The following is a 21,334-nucleotide window of genomic DNA, read 5'->3' as shown; positions in this document are numbered from 1 at the left end:
TTCGGCGTCCCAGCCTTGGCAAGCTCAAGCTCCGCCCTCAAGCTTCAACGTCTGGAACGTTCCTGTGTCTCCGGTGAAGACCGAGGTTTCTCGTCTCTGGAGCAGCCTCTCGCGCAGCCTGGATTGATCCCTTGCCGCTACACCGGCAGTTTTCCCGTTCACGATTTTGTTGACGCATTTTTATCCGCTCCAGGGGTGGTAACGGCATACATCAAAACCCAGATTGGGTTCGACCCGGCGCGATCGATTTTGTGTCCGGTTCACCACGTCCGTGTGACTTCACCGCGCGGACCTCCCGTAAAAGACCTGTCCTAGTCCGCCGGACTGCCGTTTCTTTGTTGGAAGGATTGGCATCTCTGGCGGAAACAACCGCGGAATGTTTTAACACCAGAGAAAATTGCCATACTGTATGAGACTTGACGTCATCCTTCCCATTTTGATCGCCCTTCCCTTTATTGGCAGCATCGCCACTGCCATGATGCCGCGCAGTGGTGCGGCCCGTGGGCCAGCAGCCGTTGCAGGCGGCATCGCGCTTTTCGGTCTCATCTCCACGATTTTCCTCTACACCAGTGTCACGAACGGCCAGGTGCTCAAATATGATGTGGAGTGGCTGCCGCAGCTTGGCCTGAACTTCACGCTTCGACTGGATGGCTTTGCATGGATGTTCATGGGGCTGATCACCGGCATCGGTTTTCTTGTGGTGCTCTACGCCCGCTACTACATGTCGGCAGAAGATCCCATCCCGCGTTTCTTCGCCTTTCTTCTGGCTTTCATGGGGTCGATGCTTGGCATCGTTCTGTCGGGCAACGTCATTATCCTGTCGATCTTTTGGGAGATGACCAGCATCTTCTCCTTCCTGCTGATCGGTTACTGGCACAACAATGCCACGGCGCGTGACGGCGCTCGCATGGCTTTGACGGTTACGGGTATTGGCGGCTTCTGCCTTCTCGCTGGTCTGCTGGTCCTGGGGCACATTGCGGGAAGCTACGATCTCGATGCGATTATCGCCAAGGCCGCAGACGTTAAAGCACACCCGCTCTATCTGACGGCCCTTGTTTTGATCCTGATCGGCGCTCTGACCAAGAGCGCGCAGTTTCCCTTCCACTTCTGGCTGCCCAATGCCATGGCGGCGCCGACACCTGTTTCGGCCTATCTGCATTCTGCGACCATGGTGAAAGCCGGTGTCTTCCTGCTGGCAAGGCTCTGGCCGGTTCTTGCCGGCACGCAGGAGTGGTTCTGGCTCGTGGGCTTTGCCGGCATTACAACGCTTCTGCTCGGCGCCTATTTCGCCATGTTCCAGCAGGACCTGAAGGGGTTGCTCGCCTATTCCACCATCAGCCATCTCGGCCTGATCACCACGCTTTTGAGCCTTGGAAGTCCGCTGGCAGCCGTTGCGGCGATCTTCCACATGGCAAACCACGCTACTTTCAAAGCGTCGCTCTTCATGGCGGCCGGCATTATCGACCATGAGACGGGCACGCGCGACATGCGCAGATTGAGCGGGCTCTATCGCTATCTGCCAGCGACTGCCACCCTTGCCATGGCCGCAAGTGCTGCCATGGCAGGTGTCCCGCTTTTCAATGGCTTCCTCTCCAAGGAAATGTTCTTTGCCGAAGCCATCGAGACCCATGCGGACTCGCTGCTCGACAAGGCGCTTCCCTATGTCGCGACCCTTTCCGGGGCCTTTGCGGTGGCCTACTCGCTGCGCTTCATCCACACCGTGTTCTTCGGGCCGCCGCCCAGCGACATTCCTAATCCAAATCCGCACGAACCCCCACGCTGGATGCGTTTTCCGGTCGAGTTCCTTGTGCTTGCCTGCCTGATCGTCGGCGTGGTGCCAAGCCTTTCCGTCGGGCCATTCCTGCATACGGCTGTTTTGTCGGTCCTCGGACCCCAGACTCCGACCTATAGCCTTGCGATCTGGCATGGTTTCAACCTGCCACTGATCATGAGTATTGTTGCCCTAATCGGCGGTGTCGCGATTTATGCCCTTCTTGGGGATTACTTTTCCAAATGCGATGACGGTCCGCCGATCTTCCGGCATCTGAAAGGTCAGCGCATCTTCGAGCGCATCATCGTCACGGTTTCATGGAAGTGGGCGCGTTGGCTGGAAAGCACGCTCGGCACAAGGCGGTTGCAGCCACAGTTGCGTATCCTCGTATTCGTCGCGCTCGTTGCCGGTTTCTCGCCGCTGGTGTCATCGCAGTTTTCGCTTACCCTTCCGAGGGTTACGTCCTTCGACCCGATCTTTGCGGTTCTCTGGGGCATCGGCATGATTGCGGCCATGGGTGCTGCCTGGCAGGCGAAGTATCACCGCCTTGCCGCGCTTGTGATGCTCGGTGTTTCCGGTCTCGTCACCTGCCTGACCTTTGTCTGGTTGTCCGCTCCCGACCTCGCCATCACGCAACTGCTCGTCGAAATCGTCACGCTGGTGCTGATCCTGCTTGGCCTGCGCTGGCTGCCGAAGCGCGTGGTGAAGGTCGACAACAATAACGAACTGCCCGCGCAGCTTCGTCGTGGCCGCGACTTCCTGCTGGCCGTCTTCTGCGGCATCGGTATGACGGTGATTGCCTATGCGGTTATGACGCTGCCTGTGCCCAACACCATTGCGAACTACTTCCTCGAGCGAGCCTATAGCGAAGGCGGCGGCACCAATGTGGTCAACGTCATCCTCGTCGATTTCCGCGGCTTCGATACGATGGGCGAGATCGCTGTTCTGGCGATTGTCGGTCTCACCGTCTTTGCTCTGCTACGTCGTTTCCGTCCGGCGCAGGACAGTGTCGGCCTGCCTGAGCAACAGCTGATCCAGAACGCCTTCGATGCCGAAAGCCCCGAGCGCAGCAAAGGCGATACGGTGCGCGACTATCTGCTGGTGCCCTCGGTCATCATGCAGTGGATGTTCCCGGTCGTCATCACCTTCTCGATCTTCCTCTTCATGCGCGGTCATGACCTTCCAGGCGGCGGGTTTGCGGCGGGCATCACCATGGCGATTGCCTTCCTGCTGCAATATCTGGCAGGCGGCACCCGCTGGGCGGAAGATCGCATCCGCATCCTGCCGCTGCGCTGGATGGGTTTCGGTCTGTTGATGGCGGCATCGACCGGCATGGGATCGTGGTACTTCGGCTATCCGTTCCTGACGTCCTATTTCCAGTATACGGAAATCCCCTACATCGCGAAAATGCCGACGGCATCCGCCCTGCTCTTCGATCTTGGGGTCTTCTCGCTCGTGGTCGGCTCCACGGTTCTGATTTTGATAGCACTGGCGCACCAATCATTGCGTAACTACAAGGTACGCACACCCGACGCCGCCAAAGCGGAGGATGTGTAATGGAGCTCATTCTAGCCATCGGCATCGGCGTTATGACGGGATCGGGCGTCTGGCTCATCCTGCGTCCACGAACCTATCAGGTCATTGTCGGCCTCTCGCTCCTGTCCTATGCCGTCAACCTCTTCATTTTCGGGGTGGGTGGCATCAAGACAAACGCGCCGCCGGTTCTGCTTGACGGGGTTTCCGTCTCGCAGCTCGCCGACCCAGTGCCGCAGGCGCTGGTTTTGACGGCGATCGTCATCGGCTTTGCCACGACGGCCCTCTTTCTCGTCGTGCTTCTTGCAGCGCGTGGCCTGACAGGCACTGACCATGTGGACGGGAGGGAGAGCAAGTGAACTCGTTCCCATCCCACATCGTGATCGCACCCATTCTGGTGCCGCTGATCACCGGGGCAATCCTGCTCTTCATCGACGAGCGCAAGCGCAAGACGAAGGCCGCGATCAGCTTCATTTCCACCCTGGTGCTGCTCGCCGTTTCCATTGGCCTTTTCATCGAAGTCAATTCGACGGTAAACACCGAAATCGCGGCGATCATCTCCACCGGCGTCTATCTTCTCGGCAACTGGCCTGCCCCTTTCGGCATCGTGCTGGTGGCGGACCGGCTCTCGGGGCTGATGGTGCTTCTGGTGTCGCTATTGGCGATCCCGTCGCTCGTCTATTCATTGGCCAAGTGGCACAAGTCCGGCGCCCACTTTCATTCACTCTTCCATCTGATGCTGATGGGCGTGAATGGCGCCTTTCTGACGGGCGACCTTTTCAACCTCTTCGTCTTCTTCGAAGTGATGCTTGCGGCGTCCTACGGTCTGCTGCTGCATGGCTCCGGTCAGTTGAGGGTGAAGGCCGGCCTGCATTACGTCGCGATCAACCTCGTTGCCGCGCTCTTCTTCCTGATCGGCGTCAGCTTGATCTATGGTGTGACTGGCACGCTCAACATGGGCGATCTGGCGCAGAGGATTGCCGGTCTCAATCCTGACCAGCGCATGCTACTGGAGACCGGGGCCGCCGTGCTTGGCATTGCCTTCCTCGTCAAGGCCGGCATGTGGCCGTTGAATTTCTGGCTGCCTTCGGCCTATGGCGCTGCCTCTGCTCCTGTCGGCGGCATCTTCGCGATCATGAGCAAGGTGGGCATCTATGTCATTGCACGGCTGTCCTTCCTGCTCTTCGGCCAGACGGCGGGGGATTCAGCCGGTTTCGGCCACGACGCACTGCTGATCGGCGGCATTGCCACGATCGTCTTCGGTACGATCGGCGTGTTGGCCTCCCAGGCCCTTGGTCGTCTTGCCGGCTTTTCGGTGCTCGTCTCTTCGGGAACACTGCTTGCAGCCATGGGCACGGGTAATCCGATGGTGGCGGCCGGTGCGCTCTACTATCTGGTTAGCTCCACCCTCACCATCAGCGCTTTCTTCATGCTGATCGAGCTGGTGGAACGCGGCCAGGATGCGGGCGCAAACGTTCTTGCTGTAACCATGGAAGCCTATGGCGATGGTGAAGAGGAGGAAGAGCAAGAGGAGGTCGGGGTGACGATGCCCGGCACCATGGCGGTGCTCGGCATCTGCTTTGCCGCCTGCGGCATTCTGCTTGCCGGCTTGCCGCCCCTCTCCGGCTTCATCGCCAAATTTTCCATGCTCTCCGCCATCCTCAATCCGCAAGGCATGGGCGCGGATAGCGAAATCTCGACGCTCTCCTGGTGGATTGTCTTCCTCATCGTTTTCTCAGGCCTTGCGGCTCTGATCTCGATGACGCGCGCCGGCATCCGCACCTTCTGGGGCTCTCTCGAAGGCACGGTTCCGCGGGTCTTCGTCATCGAAATCGCACCCGTCATGCTGCTTCTTGGCCTGACACTTGCCATGACCGTGCAGGCCGGTCCGATCATGCGTTACATGCAGGAGACCGCACGCATTCTCGACCTGCCGGAAAGCTATATCCAAGGTGTTATGACGGCACCGCGGGCGGGTGATGCCGGGGAGGCCGCCCAATGATCCGCTATATTCTCCCCTACCCGCTGTTGACGCTATCGCTGATCATCTTCTGGATGACGATCAACAGCTTTTCGCCTGGGCATCTTGTGCTCGGAACAGCGGTGGCGCTGATCGCTTCGTGGTCGATGGCGTCTCTTCGACCCGCCAAGCCGAGGATCCGTAGCTGGAGCGCGGTGGTGAAGCTGGCCTTCATCGTGCTTTACGATATCATCCGGTCGAACATCGCCGTCGCAACGCTGATCCTGTTCGGGCGCAAAAGGAGCAGCAAGTCCGGCTTCCTCACCATCCCGCTCGACATTCGCGATCCGCTTGGTCTTGCGCTTCTCGCGATCATTCTGACGGCGACGCCGGGCAGCGCGTGGCTGGAATACAACTCGTCACAAGGTACGCTGTTGATCCATGTGCTCGACAACGTCAGCGAGACCACCTGGATCAATCTCATCAAGAACCGATATGAAAAAATGCTGATGGAGATATTCGAATGAGTTCGATTATCCTTTTCTGGTCATTCTCTGTGGCCCAAATCTTCCTGGCAATTGCCATGTCGATATCCGTCTATCGCATCGCGATCGGCCCGCGCGCGCAGGATCGTGTGCTCGGTGTCGACACGCTTTATGTCAGCTCCATGCTGCTTTTGATGACCTTCGGATTGCGCACCGGCAACGATATCTATTTCGAGGCTGCACTTCTGATGTCGATCCTCGGCTTCGTCTCGACGGTGGCCCTATCCAAATTCCTGATGCGTGGGGAGGTGATCGAATGATCGATGCTGGCGAATTCCCGCTTTGGGCAGCCATTCTCGTTGCCTTCTTCGTCCTGCTGGGCTCATCGCTGACGCTGATCGGCACGATCGGCTTTGCCAAGCTGCAGAGCTTCTATGAAAGGCTGCATGCCCCCACGCTCGGCACCAGCTGGGGAACGGGCGGTATAGCCGTGGCCTCCATTATCTATTTCTCGGTGTCCGGCGGACGCTTCGTCTTCCACGAAATCTTCATCGGCATTTTCATGACGATCACGACGCCGGTCTCACTGATGCTCCTCGGCCGCGCAGCACTTTATCGCGACCGCGCCGAACAGAACCCGAGCAAGCCGGATAAGCTATAATCCGCGGAAAGATTGTGGACGCGGCAGTTGGCCGCGTCCGAACTTCTTGATCAGACGCCGCTTGCCGGGATTCCAGAGCGCTGCACCTTGCGCGGTGCAGTCAGTTCCTTCCAGGTGGAAAGCGCTTTTGCCGGTGCCGTCAGCGGGGGCCGGGAAACGAAGCGGCCATGGCCTTCCCGGCTTTTCATCGCGCCTTCCTCGACGGCAACCTGACCGCGTGTGAGCGTAAAGCGCGGCAGACCCATAACCTCCTTGCCCTCGAAGACATTGTAGTCGATCGCCGATTGCTGGCTTGCAGCGGTGATCGTCTTGCCCCGGTTTGGATCCCAAACCACGAGGTCGGCATCCGCACCGACGAGGATTGCCCCCTTCTTCGGATAGATGTTGAGGATCTTGGCTATATTGGTTGAGGTGACGGCGACGAACTCGTTCATGGTCAGTCGCCCGGTGCTGACGCCATACGTCCACAGCATCGGCAGCCGATCTTCCAATCCGCCGGTACCGTTCGGGATCTTGCGGAAATCACCAAGGCCTGTGCGTTTCTGCTGCGTGGTGAAGGCGCAATGGTCCGTCGCCACGCATTGCAGCGAGCCTGCAGCAAGCCCGGCCCAGAGGCTGTCCTGATGCGCCTTGCTGCGGAAGGGTGGAGACATGACGCGGCGAGCGGCATGGTCCCAATCCTTGTCGAAATACTCGCTTTCATCCAGCGTCAGATGCTGGATCAGTGGCTCGCCATAGACGCGCATGCCCTTCTGCCGTGCGCGGCGGATGGCTTCGTGGCTCTCCTCGCAGGAGGTATGGACGATATAAACGGGGCAGCCCGCCATATCGGCGATCATGATCGCACGATTGGTGGCCTCGCCTTCCACCTCCGGCGGGCGGGAATAGGCATGTGCCTCCGGGCCGTCGTTACCCTCAGCCATCAACTTGGCCTGCATCTGCGCGACCACATCGCCGTTCTCGGCGTGGACCAGAGGAAGCGCCCCAAGCTCGGCGCAGCGCTGGAACGACGAGAACATCTCATCATCATCCACCATCAAGGCACCCTTATAGGCCATGAAGTGTTTGAAGGTGTTGATGCCCTTGTCGCGAACGATCGTCTCCATCTCGTTGAAGACCTGCTCGCCCCACCAGGTGATCGCCATGTGAAAGGAGTAGTCGCAGGCCGCACGCGAGGTCTTGTTGTCCCACATGGTCAATGCCTCAAGCATGGACTGTCCGGGGTTTGGCAGAGCGAAGTCCACGACCATGGTCGTGCCGCCGGCCAACGCCGCGCGCGTGCCGCTATCGAAATCATCGGCCGAATAGGTGCCCATAAAGGGCATTTCCAGATGCGTGTGCGGATCGATACCGCCCGGCATCACGTAGCAGCCTGTTGCATCGAGTTCCTCGCCGCCCTTCAGGTTCGGTCCGATCTCGGCAATTATTCCGTTCTCGATGCGGATATCGGCCTTATAGGTGAGATCGGCGGTAACGATGGTGCCGTTCTTGATGATGGTCATGATTGCTCCCCTTATTGCGAAGTCCGGCTGCCTGTTGCTCTATTTCACAAGCCCCGCTGTCTCCACGACAGCATGAAACAGCACATCGCAGCCAGCCGCTGCCCAGTCTTTGGAAATTTCTTCTGCCTCATTGTGCGACAGGCCGCCAACGCAGGGGCACATGATCATGGTGGCGGGCGCGACCTTCGCCGCCCAGCAGGCATCGTGTCCGGCACCTGAGATGATATCGAGGTGCGAATATCCCAGCTTTTCCGCCGAGCGGCGCACCGTATCGACCAGCACAGGATCGAAAGTCACAGGGTCGAAATGACCGACGACCTCGACCGAGCAGCCGACGCCGATCGCTTGGCATATCTCAGCGGCTTCCGCCTCGATACGCTCGCGCATGCGGTTCAGCTTGGCGAGATCGGGTGTACGGATATCGACGGTGAAGACGACATGACCGGGCAAGACATTGCGGGAATTGGGCGAGAAGATCACCTGACCGACACCGCCGACCGCACCGGGCTGGCTCTCCATTGCCACCGTCTGGACCATCTCGATGATGCGCGACATCGCAAGACCCGCATTGACACGCATGGTCATGGGCGTGGAACCGGTATGGGCCTCCTTGCCGGTCAGCGTGAACTCCAGCCACCACAGCCCCTGGCAATGGGTGACGACGCCGATCGTCTTGTTTTCGGCCTCCAGGATCGGTCCCTGCTCGATATGATATTCGAGATAGGCGTGCATCTTGCGTGCACCCACCTCTTCCTCGCCCAGCCAGCCGATGCGCTTCAGTTCGTCGCCGTAGGTATTGCCTTCAGTATCCTTGCGCGAATAGGCATGCTCCAGTGTGTGGACGCCGGCAAAGACGCCGGAGGCGAGCATGGCGGGCGCGAAGCGGGCGCCCTCCTCATTGGCCCAATTGGTGACGACGATCGGGTGCTTTGTGCGAATGCCGAGATCATTCATGGTCCGCACGACCTCGAGGCCCGCCAGCACGCCCAGGACTCCATCGAACTTGCCGCCGGTTGGCTGGGTATCGAGATGGGAACCGACATAGACCGGCAGCGCCTCAGGGTCTTCGCCGGCGCGTGTCGCAAACATCGTCCCCATCTTGTCGACACCCATGGTGAGCCCTGCGGCCTCGCACCATGATTGGAAAAGAGCACGGCCCTTCAGCATCCGCATCGGTCAGCGTCTGGCGGTTGTTGCCGCCAGCAATGCCGGGACCGATCTTCGCCATATCCATCAACATGTCCCAGAGCCTGTCGGCATTCACGCGCATGTTTTCGCCGGGCGCAGCCATAGCGTCTTCCTTCCAATGCTTGCGCATGTAGCGGTCCCTTGGAACCAGTACCGTGCGTCGTTCCCATCTTTGACCGACTGGTGCGGACGGTTATCCGTTCCCGCACCGTGACCTGTTTTTGTTGGTGTGCGTCTCACGCAAAATCGCGATTCGCCATCACTGAAAGTTACATGATGTTGTCGCGGTGAAAAGCTTCCCTCTCTTGCATCGGCTATCGGACTTCAAGCGCGCCATGCAAAGCGTTCGCTCTTGGCTTAACGCATGTCGAAGATGGCAGCGGCCACGGCGACTTCGGTTCCCGCAAGACCGACCGAGCAGAACAGAGTGGTCTGATCCGAGGATGTCCGGCTCGCGGTGCGCCCTGCGACAATATCCGACAACTCGACCATGCGTTGCTCCTGGCCAGAACCGTCGAAGAAGAACGGCGCGCCGTATGAGCGCGTCTGTTCGGAAGAGTCCGTTGCAATGATGCTGGCGGCATCGGCAATACTCAATCCCAATTCATGAGCTTCAATCGTCTTGGGACCGACAGTGTTGACATGTGCGCCGGGCTTCAGATCGGATATATCGACGACGGGCTGTGAGCTGGATGTCGCGCAAATCACGATATCTGCATCGCGAACAGCATCCTTTACGCGCGCCACAGGTTCGACGTCGACGCCGAGTTCAATCTGCATACCCTGGGCGAAAGCGGCGCGGTTCTTCGCGTCACGACTATAGACATAGGCCTTCGAGATTGTGCGCACGCATGCTGCGGCTGCCAACTGCATTCTTGCTTGAGCCCCGCTCCCTATCACGCCGATGACGCTCGCCTGTGGGGAACTGAGGTGGTGGATCGCCACACCGCCTATGGCACCGGTCCTAATCGCGCCCAGGCCCTCACCGACAACAATGCCCTTTAGTCGAGCATCATCAGCCGACCAGACGGCCACGAGCTGGGCGTGCGCATCTCCGTTGAACGTGTCGTAGACACGAAAGCCTGCAAGCGGTCTGTCGCCGGTGAGGCCTCCTACCGTAAAAACCAGATTTCCATGATCCCCAAACGCAACGTGGTGGCGAGGCGGCGAGACCGCTTTGCCCAAGGCACGGGCCAACAAGAATCCTTCGACGGATTCGATCGCCACTTTCATCGAGGTGTAGCCTGCTAGATCGTCGTCATTCAGAACTATCGCCATTGGGTGGCCACTCCTGTCCGTTTGGATGACGTTGCGACCTCAAGGGCGGTTGAGGTCAAGAGTGTTTTTCGAATGCGCTCTTTCGATCTCTCGTCGTTGGGCCTGGGACGTAGATGTGCTGGCAGCAGGTCGCCCCGACGCTTCGGCCTGCCACCCATCTTTATGTTTTCCTTATGCTGGCACTCCATCTTCCCAATCGAAATCTGACGAAGATAAGGATCATCATGCGCTCCTGACATAACAGGAGAACACCATGCCCGATGTCCTTTTTCTGGCGCTCGGCTTCGGCACGCTGATCGTGCTGGCGCTTTATGCGCGCGCCCTCAACCGGTTTTGAGAGGTTGCGCCATGCTGGAACCCATCTTCGGCCTCGTCGTGGCGATTGCGCTCGGCGTCTACCTCATCATCACCCTGCTGCGTCCGGAACGCTTCTAATTTTCCTGGAGAAATCCCATGACAATTCTCGGGTGGCTGCAGATCAGCCTCCTTTTCATCGCCGTGCTTCTGGTTATCAAACCGCTCGGCCTTTACATGGCGCATGTGTTCAATGGTGAGCGGACCTGGTTGACGCCGATCCTCGCTCCCATCGAACGCGGTCTTTACGCCGCGGCAGGCATTGACCTCAAGAAGGAGCAGAGCTGGCTTGGCTACACGCTTTCCATGCTCGCCTTCTCCATTGCCAGCTTTCTCGCACTCTATGGCATCCTGCGCCTTCAGGCTTTCCTCCCTTTCAATCCGCAGGGTTTTGGCAATGTGGAGCCGGGCCTTGCCTTCAATACCGCCGTCAGCTTCGTGACCAACACCAACTGGCAGAACTATGCCGGCGAGGCGACCATGAGCAACTTCAGCCAGATGGCTGGATTGACGGTGCAGAACTTCCTTTCTGCTGCGGTCGGTATGGCCCTCGCCATTGCTTTTACGCGCGCCTTCGTCCGCTCGCAGGCCAGCACGCTCGGCAATTTCTGGGTCGATATGACACGCGCCACGCTCTATGTGCTGCTGCCGATTGCGGTCATCGTCGCGCTCGCCTTCGTGGCAATGGGCCTGCCGCAGACGATGGATGCCAGCGTCACGGCGACCACGCTTGAGGGAAGCCAGCAGGTCATCTCGCTTGGCCCCGTTGCCAGCCAGGAAGCGATCAAGCAGCTCGGCACCAACGGTGGCGGCTTCTTCAACGCCAATGCCGCCCATCCCTTCGAGAACCCGACGGCGCTTGCCAACTATCTCAACATATTCGCGATGCTCGCCATTTCGGCGGCCTTTATCTACACCTTCGGCCAGATGGTCGGCAGCCGCCGCCAGGGCTGGGTGTTGCTCTCCGCAATGACCGTTCTGCTAATCGCAGGCGTTGCCACTGTCTACTGGGCCGAAAGTGCTGGCAATCCAATCCTGACCTCCATCGGCGTCGATGCCGCACAGGGCAATATGGAGGGCAAGGAAGTCCGCTTCGGCCAGGCCATGACCGCACTTTATGCGGCTGTCACCACCGGTCTCTCGGATGGCGGCGTCAACGGCATGCTCGGTTCCTTTACGGGTCTCGGCGGCTTGGCCCCGATGTTCCTTATCCAGCTTGGCGAGGTTCTGCCGGGCGGCGTCGGTTCCGGTCTCTACGGCATGATCGTTTTTGCGCTTCTGTCCGTCTTCGTCGCGGGTCTGATGGTCGGTCGCACACCAGAATTTCTCGGCAAGAAGATCGAGGGTCGCGAGATGAAATTCGCCATGCTGGCGGTTCTCATCCTCCCCACTGTCATTCTCGGTTTCACCGCCGTTTCCGCCATGCTGCCTTTTGCCGTTGCCAGCATCGGCACCGCCGGTCCACACGGACTTTCGGAAATCCTCTATGCCTTCACCTCTGCGGCCGGCAATAACGGTTCAGCTTTCGGTGGACTTTCCGGCAATACCGGCTGGTACAACACCACGCTCGGCATCTCGATGCTGCTTGGCCGCTTCGCCTATGTCGTACCGGTCATGGCGATTGCCGGATCGCTTGCCGCCAAAGTCCGAGTCCCCGCGTCCAGCGGTACCTTTCCAACGGACGGCCCTCTGTTTGTCGGCCTTCTCATCGGCATCATCCTCATTCTCGGCGGGCTGCAATTCTTCCCCGCACTCGCACTCGGCCCCATCGTCGAACATTTCGCGATGCTTGCCGGCCAGACTTTCTAGAAAGTAAAAAGATGTCCGCACATCCACATTCATCGGCTCCAGCAAGACCGGGTCTCTTCGACCCAACCATCGTCGGACCGGCCATCAAAAACGCCTTCATCAAGCTTGATCCCAGGCAGTTGATGCGCAATCCGGTGATCTTTGTTACCGAAATCGTTGCAGCCGTCGTCACTCTCTTCTTCATCCGCGACCTGATCGCCAATAATGGCACGGCCGTCTTTTCCGGCCAGATCGCAGCCTGGCTCTGGTTTACCGTGCTGTTCGCCACCTTCGCCGAAGCCGTGGCGGAAGGACGCGGCCGTGCCCAGGCCGACAGCCTCAAGCGTACCCGCTCGGACCTCTCCGCCCGCCGCCTCAGCGCAGATGGCAAAGAGGAAAGCATCGCGGCCACGATGCTCAAGGTCGGCGACATCGTCATCGTCGATGCGGGCGAATTGATCCCCGGCGATGGCGAAGTCATCGAAGGTGTCGCCTCGGTGAATGAAAGCGCGATCACAGGGGAATCGGCTCCCGTCATCCGTGAATCCGGCGGCGACCGTTCGGCTGTTACCGGCGGCACACAGGTTCTCTCCGACCAGTTGAAAATCCGCATCACCACGCCGCCCGGCGCAAGCTTCGTCGATCGTATGATTGCGCTGATCGAAGGTGCGGAGCGCCAGAAGACGCCAAACGAGATTGCGCTTTCGATCCTGCTTTCTGGACTGACGCTTGTCTTCCTGATCGTCGTCGTCACTGTCTGGGGGCTTGCCGGATATTCCGGCACCCTGGTGTCCGTCACGGTGCTGGCAGCGCTTCTCGTCACGCTTATCCCGACCACCATCGGCGGTTTGCTCTCGGCCATTGGCATTGCTGGCATGGATCGTCTCGTGCGCTTCAACGTAATTGCCACCTCAGGCCGCGCGGTGGAAGCCGCAGGCGATGTCGATACGCTTCTCCTCGACAAGACCGGCACCATCACCTTCGGCAACCGCATGGCGGCAGATTTCATCCCCGTGCCGGGCGTGACGGCCGAACAGGTGGCGGAAGCGGCTCTCCTCGCCAGCCTTTCAGACGAAACACCGGAGGGTCGCTCCATCGCAGCACTTGCGACGGGCGAGTTCGGCATTGCCTCACCCAAGGTGACCGTCGATGCCGTCATCCCCTTCTCGGCGCAGACGCGTCTGTCCGGCGTCGACACAAACGGCAAGTCTTTCCGCAAGGGCGCCATTGACGCGATCCTGAAGTTCGCCGATGCCGCCGATGGCAAAGCGCCGGCCGAATTTCACCAGGCCGTGGACCGTATCGCCCGCACAGGCGGCACGCCCCTCGGCGTTGCCGAGGGCAACCGCCTGCTTGGTGTGATCCATCTGAAGGATGTGGTCAAACCCGGCATCAAGGAGCGTTTTGCCGCGCTGCGCGCCATGGGTATCCGAACCGTCATGGTCACAGGTGACAATCCAGTCACCGCAGCGGCGATTGCCTCCGAAGCGGGTGTGGACGACTTTCTGGCGGAAGCGACGCCGGAAGACAAGCTCGACTACATCCGCCGCGAACAGAAGGGCGGCCGGTTGATTGCCATGTGCGGCGATGGCACCAACGATGCACCAGCACTGGCGCAAGCCGACGTCGGCGTTGCCATGCAGACTGGGACGCAGGCTGCACGCGAAGCTGCCAACATGGTGGATCTCGATTCCAGCCCGACCAAGCTCATCGAGATCGTCGAAATCGGCAAGCAGCTGCTGATGACGCGCGGTTCGCTGACGACGTTTTCGATTGCCAACGACGTGGCGAAGTATTTCGCAATTATCCCGGCGCTCTTCGTCACCACCTATCCGGCGCTTGGCATCCTCAACATCATGGCGCTGGCCTCACCCCAATCGGCCATCCTCTCGGCGGTCATTTTCAACGCGCTGATCATCATTGCGCTGATCCCGCTGGCGCTGAAGGGTGTGGCTTATCGCCCCGCCGCGGCAGCGTCGCTTCTCAGACGAAACCTGCTTGTCTACGGCCTCGGCGGTCTGCTGCTGCCCTTTGCCGGTATCAAGGTCATCGATATCGCGGTCTCCGCACTTCATCTGGTGTAATCATGCTGAACCAAATTCGTCCCGCCATCATCATCCTGGCCTTCTTCATCGCGCTGACCGGTCTCGGTTATCCGCTGGCGATTACCGGCATCGCGCAAGCGCTAATGCCCGCGCAGGCCAATGGATCGTTGATCCGCAACGGCGATGCGGTCATCGGCTCCAGCCTGATTGGCCAGACCTTTACCTCCGATCGCTACTTCTGGCCGCGCCCCTCCGCGACCAGCCCAGATGCCTACAACGCCGCCGCTTCCTCTGGCTCCAATCTTGGTACCACATCTGCCAAGCTGAAGGACCGGGTTGCTGGCGACGTTGTACGGCTGAACGGTGCGGGTATCGCTTCGCCGGTTCCAGCCGACGCGGTGACCACCTCTGGATCGGGTCTGGACCCGCATATCACGCCGGATTTCGCTGCCGCCCAGGTGGAGCGGATTGCCAAGGCCCGCAGCCTGCCTCCTGAAGCCGTGAAAGCGCTGGTCGAACAAAAAACCGAAGGGCGGCTCCTCGGGATTATCGGCGAACCCCGCGTGAATGTGCTAGAGCTGAACCTTGCGCTCGATGCGCTGAAGAGCTGAGACGAATGGCGTCACATGACCGTGAGGGCTTGAACAGGCCCGATCCCGATGCATTGCTTGCCCTGGCGGAGAAAGACCGCCGGGGCAAGCTCACCCTATTTTTAGGCGCTGCGCCGGGCGTCGGTAAGACTTACACTATGCTCGCGCGCGCGCGTCGGCTGAAAGCCGATGGCATGGAGGTCATGGTCGGCCTTGTCGAGACCCATGCCCGGGCAGAGACCTCCGCGCTGCTTGAAGGTCTCGACGTTCTGCCCAGGCTTGAAATCGATTATCGCGGGAAGACGCTCAAGGAGTTTGATCTGGACGCAGCGCTTGCCCGCAAGCCGGGCGTCATCATCGTTGATGAACTCGCTCATTCCAACCCGGACGGATTCCGCCATCCCAAGCGCTATCAGGATATCGAGGAACTGATCGCGGCGGGTATCGATGTCTGGACGGCGCTTAATATCCAACATCTCGAAAGTCTCTCCGATCTCGTTTCGCAGATCACCGGCGTTACCATTCGCGAACGGGTGCCGGACACTGTGCTGAAGCGTGCCGACGATGTGGTGCTGGTGGATCTTCCGCCGGGAGAACTCATCCAGCGACTGAAGGAAGGTAAGGTCTATCTGCCGGAGAGCGCCACACGTGCTACCGATCGCTTTTTCCGGCTTGGCAATCTGACGGCGCTCCGCGAGCTCGCTCTTCGCCGCACGGCAGACCGAGTGGACGATCAGATGGTGGACTATCTGCGTCAGAACGCCATCGAAGGCCCCTGGGCGACAGGCGAGAGGCTGTTGGTTTGTATTGGACCGGATGCGCTGTCCGACAAGGTGGTGCGCGTGGCGAGCCGTCTTGCCTCAGGGCTCAACGCGCCCTGGACCGTGGTCAGCATGGCGCGGGACGATCAGGAAACCATGGACGAGGACAGTCTCAGGCGGATCGACGAGGCCTTCCGCTTTGCCGAAAAGCTGGGAGCCGAGACGCGACACGTCACCGGCAACGATTTCGTCACGGAAATTCTGAAACTCGCGCGGCGCGAACATGCCACCCAGATCGTTATCGGTTCTCAGCGCCGAAGGTGGCTGTCCAATCCATTTCGGCGCAGCCTTTCCGACGCCCTGGCGAAGGAGGCGAGCGGCATTGGTCTCCATCTCGTCACTGCAGATGCAGCCAAAGCGCCGGGTGTGCCGACCCGCAAGAAGAAGGGCTTTCAGCTTTCCGCCCTCTCCCGGTCCTTGATCTGCGCCATTGGTGCGGTCGCAGTCGCGACGCTGGCCGGTTTGGCGCTGGATCAGTTCACCCATCTGCCGAATATCTCTCTTCTGTTTCTCCTTGCGGTTCTGGGCGCCGCATCCGCCGCTGGTTTCATGTCGGCCCTGATGGCGGCAATCGTTTCGGCGCTGGCCTACAACTTCTTCTTCATTGCCCCCGTCGAGACCTTCACCATCGCCTCGCCGCATGAGGTCTTTGCGCTTGTGGTCTTCATCGTGGCGGCACTGATCGCAGGCAGTCTTGCATCGCGCATTCGCGAACAGGCGCAGGCGGCTCGTCAACGCGCCGCCGACATGCAGGGGCTCTATGATTTTTCCCGCAAGCTTGCCGGCACGGCGAAGCCGGAAGAGGTCTTGTGGGCATCGGTCACGCAGTTGCAGGGCAGTATCGGCCGTCACGTGGTCATGCTTCTGCCCAAAGGCGACGATCTGGACGTGGTGGCGGCTTGGCCGCCCGATACCGAACTTGGCGTCTCAGAGCTTACGGCGGCGCGGTGGGCAAGCAGCCGATCGGAGCCTTCCGGTTTCGGTACAGGCACGCTTCCCAACGGACGCTTCCAGTTCCGTCCGCTGACCAGCCCGCACGGCATCGTCGGTGTCTGCGGCTTCGAACCCGGACCAAACGGGCTTGATTCCAATGCCGAGCGGAAGCTCGCCGCCATTCTCGACCAGGCGGCGACAGCCATTGACCGGGCGCGCCTTTCTTCCGAGAGCGCCGAGCAGGCGGCGAGGCTGGAAGGCGAGCGCTACCGGGAAGCATTGCTATCTTCCATTTCTCACGATCTGCGCACGCCGCTCGCCACGATTACCGGCTCGGTCACCAGCCTGCGGGAATTGGGCGATCGCATGTCGCCGGAAAGCCGCGACGATCTTCTGCAATCCATCGAAGAGGAAAGCGCAAGGCTCAGCCGTTTCGTCGCCAATCTTCTGGACATGACCCGCATCACTGCCGGGACCTTGCAGGCGAAGCGGGACTGGGTGGATGTGGCCGATGTGATCCGGTCCGCGGTAGAGCGGGCGCGCAAGTATTTTCCGTCGCAGAGCTTCGAGACGGGTATTGCCAAAGACTTGCCGGTCATTCGTGCCGATTCGGTTCTGCTCGGCCAAGTGCTGTTCAACCTTCTGGACAATGCCGCGAAATATGGCGGAGGCGAGCCGGTCAATGTCTATGCTAGGCGCGATGGAGACGAAATCGTCGTTTCCGTCACCGACAATGGCAAGGGCATCCCCGCCGAAGACCTCGACCGCATCTTCGAAAAATTCTATCGTCGCTCCCGGTCGGATGGGCGCTCTCCAGGCACGGGGCTTGGCCTTTCCATCGCGCGAGGCTTTATCGAGGCCATGGGCGGGCGAATCCATGCGGAAAGCCCAGCGGTGAAAAAGCGCGGAACACGCGTCGTCATGCGTTTTCCGGTGAATGACAAAAGCGAAGGCAGGCAGAAGCAATGACCTTGGGACGCATTCTGGTGGTGGATGACGAGCCGCAGATCCGTCGCTTCCTGCGCCCGGCGCTGGCTGCCGCCGGTTACGATGTGATCGAAGCGGAGAACGGCGCTGATGCTATCAAGGCGGCGGCGACCGCTGCGCCCGATGTGATCATTCTCGATCTCGGCCTGCCGGATATGGATGGCAAGGACGTCATCGCCAATCTTCGCGGCTGGTCGACACTGCCAATCATCATTCTCTCGGCCCGCGACCGCGAAACCGAAAAGATCGCCGCGCTCGATCTGGGCGCCGACGACTACATCGAAAAACCATTCGGTATCGGTGAGTTGACCGCGCGGATTCGCACTGCCATGCGGCATGTCGGTAAGTCCGAGAGCCCGCCCTCCTCTGTCGAGGCGGATGGCTTATCCATCGATACCCAGCGCCGTATCGTTGCGCGTGACGGTGTGGCCATCAAGTTGACGCCGAAGGAATATGATCTCCTCACGCTTCTGGCACACCATTCCGGGCGCGTCGTAACGCATCACACGCTTCTGACATCGGTCTGGGGTCCGGCACATGGAGAGGACCTGCATTACCTTCGAGTCTTCATCGGCCAGTTGCGACAGAAGATCGAACGGGATGCTGCCCAGCCAAAAATCATCCAGACGGAATCAGGAGTCGGCTATCGTTTCGTGACGGAATGATTAGGAAGATTTGAGAGCGTCAGACAGCCTTCTGACAACTGCTTGGCAGTGCCTGCCCATCAGCCTAGGGGGGCTGATGGGCCTTGACTGGAGTCAACAGACGAAGCTTTTGGCTGTGGATCACGCCTTTTGACTAAGGGTATGATGCCAGAAAAATTTAGCTTGTCCAGTATTTTTTAGGTTTTTCTAAAATAAAAAAGCCCGACAGAATGCCGGGCTTTCTCAGTCAATACAGTCGGTTAGACTATATTAGAACGAACGCTGAAGGCGAACGAAACCGTTCCACTGGTCGGTGTCTGCACCGTCTTCGTCGTAGTAGTTAACTGCGACCTTGGTGGAGAGACCTTCGGTGATCTTGTAATCGATCGTGATACCAGCCTGCCATGCATCGCGGTTCGAGAAGTCGTTGCCCAGGATAGCCGTACCCGTCTGAACGAAGGTCGGAGTACCATTGACGTCGACAACGCCACCGATGGCTGCACGGTCAGCAACATTGCCAAACCACTGAGCGCCGGGGGTGATCGTCAGACGATCGGTAGCCTTGATAGCGTATTCAGCAGCAATCGCCCATTCGGACTCTGCGTAGTAAGCATTTGCGCCGGAAGCCCAAACACCAGCCAGGCCAAGCGTGCCAGGACCGATTTCAGCCGTTCCGATCAGGCGAACTGCGCCTTCTTCCTGATCAACGTCGTAGGAGCCGATCAGCTGAAGTGATGCGCCACCGAAGTTGCCGCCGATGCCACCAGTAATACCCACGTTGTTGTCAGGTTCCTGCGTGAATACACCGAAGGTGCCAGCGCCGGTCGTGACAGTGCCAACCTGCGTAGCGAACTGGCTGCCAGTGCCTTCCAGTTCGTCAACCGAGATACCAGCCCAGAAGGAGCCAGCGTCGTAGGTGTAGCGAATGGAGTTGAACAGAGCGTTCGTGGAGAGAACGTCAGCTTCGCCAGAGAGGCCATCGTCCCACCAGCTGTAGAACTTACCGACCTTCAGGCCGCCGAGTTCGATGAAGGCCTGGTCAACGAATACAGACGAAGAAGCTGCAGAACCATTGTCAGCATTGCCGCGGAAGCCGATGAAGCCACGCAGAGCGCCAAGCTCGGTGTCAGTGCGGGTGTCAACTTCGAACTGAGCGCGCGTGAAGGAGTCCCAGTCAGACGTGCCGGAACGATCACGACCGAATTCGGTCTGGAAACGAACATAACCGCCGAACTTCAGGCAGGTTTCAGTGCCAGGAATGTAGAAGAAGCCCGTGCCGAATGCATCGCAGACGCGTACATATTCCAGGGGCTCTGGCTCAGCAGCGACGATAGCGTCAGCAGCCTTTGCGCCAGATACTGCTGCAAGAGCTGCAGCGGAGCCGATGAGAAGGCTCTTGATGTTCATAATGACCTCCAGTCATGTTTCGTTACAAAAGCGGCGACCAGGAACATGCCCTTGAGGTGCCCCCCGCTTCACGAGCCAATAGACCGAAACCCTCCCGCTCTCGCAATCGTATATCACTAAATTAGTACGTTTTCAGATTGTCCGAATTTCAGCGTGTTGTATTTTAGGCACAACTTACGTTAGGTCGGACGAATATGGCGGCAGGATTTTAACACGCTGTTAACGTTTGGCAGGCCGCCACCGTCAGGACTCGATCTGTTAAGACAGGACGACAGAGGTGACGATTCGGGCAAGGCGATGCCTGAACCAATGGGCAGACGATTCGCGTGAGTCGGAAACTGCTTCCTGTTTCATGAAACGAATACAGCGATCGACGCTCAGCCGTCCGATAGTGTCCGCCCTGCACGGGTGACACATCAGAGACCACCCTTCTTCATATACATAAGGATACGCCTTACGTGGCCGCTATCGGATCAGGCGCTGACGATCCTCAGGGTGTTTTCCACGTCTTGAGCAGCATCGCGACGAATTTTTCCGCCGCAGGCGAGAGCGCACTGCTTCGTCTTTGCACGATACCGATGGTTCGCGAGACCACTGGATCGACAATCGGGCGAGACACGAGATAGGGATGGTCCTCCTGCGGGGTGGCAAGACGCGGCAACACGGAAATGCCGAGCCCCGCCTCTACAAGTCCCAATGACGTGTTGAGGTGCGTCACCTCATAGAACCAGTTGAGCTTGAGATTGTGTCGCGCCAGCGCGCCATCCAGCAGCGTTCTGTTGCCGCTGGAGCGGTCGACCACCACCAGCGGATAGGGCTCCAGCTGATTCCAGTGGATCGTGTCGTACTTTGCCAACGGGTGATCCTTCCGCATGGCAAGAACGAAAGGGTCGTCGATCAGCGGCTCGAAAGACAGTTCGGGGTCGGAATTTCCCATCAGATTGATGCCGAATTCCACCTCTCCCCGCGCGACCGCCTGCAAGCCCTCATTGGCCGTCAGATCGCGGATCCGCAGCCTTATATGCGGGTATTGCTCGCTGAAGGTCTTGATGACGGTGGGTAGGAAGTAGAAAGCAGCGGTCGGCACGCAGGCCATGGTGATCAGGCCACGGCGAAGCGCTCCATCCCTCATGGCGAAGAGAGAGCCGTCGAACTCTTCCAGCATGCGCCTGACGAGCGGCATGACCTCCTGCCCCATCGCTGTCGGCGCCACATGTCGGGTGGTGCGCTCCAGCAAGGGGGCGCCGATAGCCTGCTCCAGTTTCTGGATGCGCCGTGTGAGCGCCGGTTGCGATATGTGCAATGCTTCCGCAGCGCGATGAAAACTCTCAAGCTCCACCACCGCCTGAAAAGCACGAAGATCAAGAATCTCGCAATTGATGCTCAT

15 protein-coding genes and 1 pseudogene are annotated in these 21,334 nt (G+C 59.4%); 11 read left to right on the top strand and 5 right to left on the bottom strand.

The genetic code is table 11. The features are described 5' to 3' along the window. The first annotated feature begins 409 nt into the window (after positions 1 to 409). Genes QE435_RS16055 through mnhG form a run of 6 tightly spaced genes read left to right on the top strand, consistent with a single transcriptional unit; the run spans position 410 to position 6,410 of the window. Complete coding sequence (locus QE435_RS16055; RefSeq protein ID WP_306930958.1) at positions 410 to 3,328, top strand: monovalent cation/H+ antiporter subunit A; 2,919 nt, start codon at positions 410 to 412, stop codon at positions 3,326 to 3,328. Then, positions 3,328 to 3,663: a Na+/H+ antiporter subunit C gene (locus tag QE435_RS16050; protein ID WP_062425083.1), complete on the top strand. Its 336-nt coding sequence runs from the start codon at positions 3,328 to 3,330 to the stop codon at positions 3,661 to 3,663. The genes QE435_RS16055 and QE435_RS16050 overlap by 1 nt, the downstream gene beginning before the upstream one ends. Beyond that, positions 3,660 to 5,306: a monovalent cation/H+ antiporter subunit D gene (locus tag QE435_RS16045; RefSeq protein ID WP_306930953.1), complete on the top strand. Its 1,647-nt coding sequence runs from the start codon at positions 3,660 to 3,662 to the stop codon at positions 5,304 to 5,306. Before QE435_RS16050 ends, QE435_RS16045 begins: the two co-directional genes overlap by 4 nt. After that, positions 5,303 to 5,791: a Na+/H+ antiporter subunit E gene (locus QE435_RS16040; RefSeq protein ID WP_306930951.1), complete on the top strand. Its 489-nt coding sequence runs from the start codon at positions 5,303 to 5,305 to the stop codon at positions 5,789 to 5,791. The genes QE435_RS16045 and QE435_RS16040 overlap by 4 nt, the downstream gene beginning before the upstream one ends. Then, complete coding sequence (locus QE435_RS16035) at positions 5,788 to 6,069, top strand: K+/H+ antiporter subunit F (protein ID WP_113266253.1); 282 nt, start codon at positions 5,788 to 5,790, stop codon at positions 6,067 to 6,069. Before QE435_RS16040 ends, QE435_RS16035 begins: the two co-directional genes overlap by 4 nt. Beyond that, complete coding sequence (mnhG, locus tag QE435_RS16030) at positions 6,066 to 6,410, top strand: monovalent cation/H(+) antiporter subunit G (protein WP_349041989.1); 345 nt, start codon at positions 6,066 to 6,068, stop codon at positions 6,408 to 6,410. The genes QE435_RS16035 and mnhG overlap by 4 nt, the downstream gene beginning before the upstream one ends. Positions 6,411 to 6,460: 50 nt before the next feature. On the opposite strand, the gene hydA is transcribed toward mnhG, so the two are convergent. The 3 genes and pseudogenes from hydA to QE435_RS16015 all read right to left on the bottom strand — a co-directional run bounded on the left by hydA (position 6,461) and on the right by QE435_RS16015 (position 10,378). Beyond that, complete coding sequence (gene hydA, locus QE435_RS16025) at positions 6,461 to 7,915, bottom strand: dihydropyrimidinase (protein ID WP_349042880.1); 1,455 nt, start codon at positions 7,913 to 7,915, stop codon at positions 6,461 to 6,463. A gap of 36 nt (positions 7,916 to 7,951) precedes the next feature. Then, a pseudogene (locus QE435_RS16020) lies at positions 7,952 to 9,203 on the bottom strand (Zn-dependent hydrolase). Positions 9,204 to 9,457: 254 nt separating this feature from the next. After that, complete coding sequence (locus tag QE435_RS16015; RefSeq protein WP_349041988.1) at positions 9,458 to 10,378, bottom strand: ornithine cyclodeaminase family protein; 921 nt, start codon at positions 10,376 to 10,378, stop codon at positions 9,458 to 9,460. A 453-nt stretch (positions 10,379 to 10,831) separates the two neighbouring features. On the opposite strand from QE435_RS16015, the gene kdpA reads away from it, so the two are divergent. Genes kdpA through QE435_RS15990 form a run of 5 tightly spaced genes read left to right on the top strand, consistent with a single transcriptional unit; the run spans position 10,832 to position 18,561 of the window. Beyond that, complete coding sequence (gene kdpA, locus QE435_RS16010; protein ID WP_349041987.1) at positions 10,832 to 12,541, top strand: potassium-transporting ATPase subunit KdpA; 1,710 nt, start codon at positions 10,832 to 10,834, stop codon at positions 12,539 to 12,541. Between the two features lie 11 nt (positions 12,542 to 12,552). Next, entirely contained in the window at positions 12,553 to 14,604 is a 2,052-nt protein-coding gene (gene kdpB, locus QE435_RS16005) for a potassium-transporting ATPase subunit KdpB (protein WP_309772356.1), read from the top strand. 2 nt (positions 14,605 to 14,606) lie between these two features. Then, positions 14,607 to 15,176 (top strand): potassium-transporting ATPase subunit KdpC, encoded by a 570-nt coding sequence (kdpC, locus tag QE435_RS16000; RefSeq protein WP_349041986.1) that lies wholly within the window; start codon positions 14,607 to 14,609, stop codon positions 15,174 to 15,176. Between the two features lie 5 nt (positions 15,177 to 15,181). Continuing rightward, positions 15,182 to 17,878 (top strand): sensor histidine kinase KdpD, encoded by a 2,697-nt coding sequence (locus tag QE435_RS15995; protein ID WP_349041985.1) that lies wholly within the window; start codon positions 15,182 to 15,184, stop codon positions 17,876 to 17,878. Then, positions 17,875 to 18,561, top strand: a complete 687-nt coding sequence (locus tag QE435_RS15990) for a response regulator (RefSeq protein WP_349041984.1) — start codon at positions 17,875 to 17,877, stop codon at positions 18,559 to 18,561. The genes QE435_RS15995 and QE435_RS15990 overlap by 4 nt, the downstream gene beginning before the upstream one ends. Before the next feature lie 249 nt (positions 18,562 to 18,810). Here QE435_RS15990 and QE435_RS15985 read toward each other — a convergent pair whose 3' ends face one another. Together QE435_RS15985 and QE435_RS15980 are read right to left on the bottom strand one after the other, a co-directional pair. Continuing rightward, positions 18,811 to 19,947, bottom strand: coding sequence for a porin (locus tag QE435_RS15985; protein WP_349041983.1), 1,137 nt, complete (start codon positions 19,945 to 19,947; stop codon positions 18,811 to 18,813). Positions 19,948 to 20,437: 490 nt separating this feature from the next. Beyond that, on the bottom strand, positions 20,438 to 21,334 hold the full coding sequence (locus QE435_RS15980; protein ID WP_306930933.1) for a LysR family transcriptional regulator: 897 nt from the start codon (positions 21,332 to 21,334) through the stop codon (positions 20,438 to 20,440).

This window comes from Agrobacterium sp. SORGH_AS 787, assembly GCF_030819035.1.
Taxonomy (GTDB): domain Bacteria; phylum Pseudomonadota; class Alphaproteobacteria; order Rhizobiales; family Rhizobiaceae; genus Agrobacterium; species Agrobacterium larrymoorei_B.
Note: the sequence above shows the minus strand (reverse complement) of the source record. Positions and strands in the feature narration are given on the sequence as shown.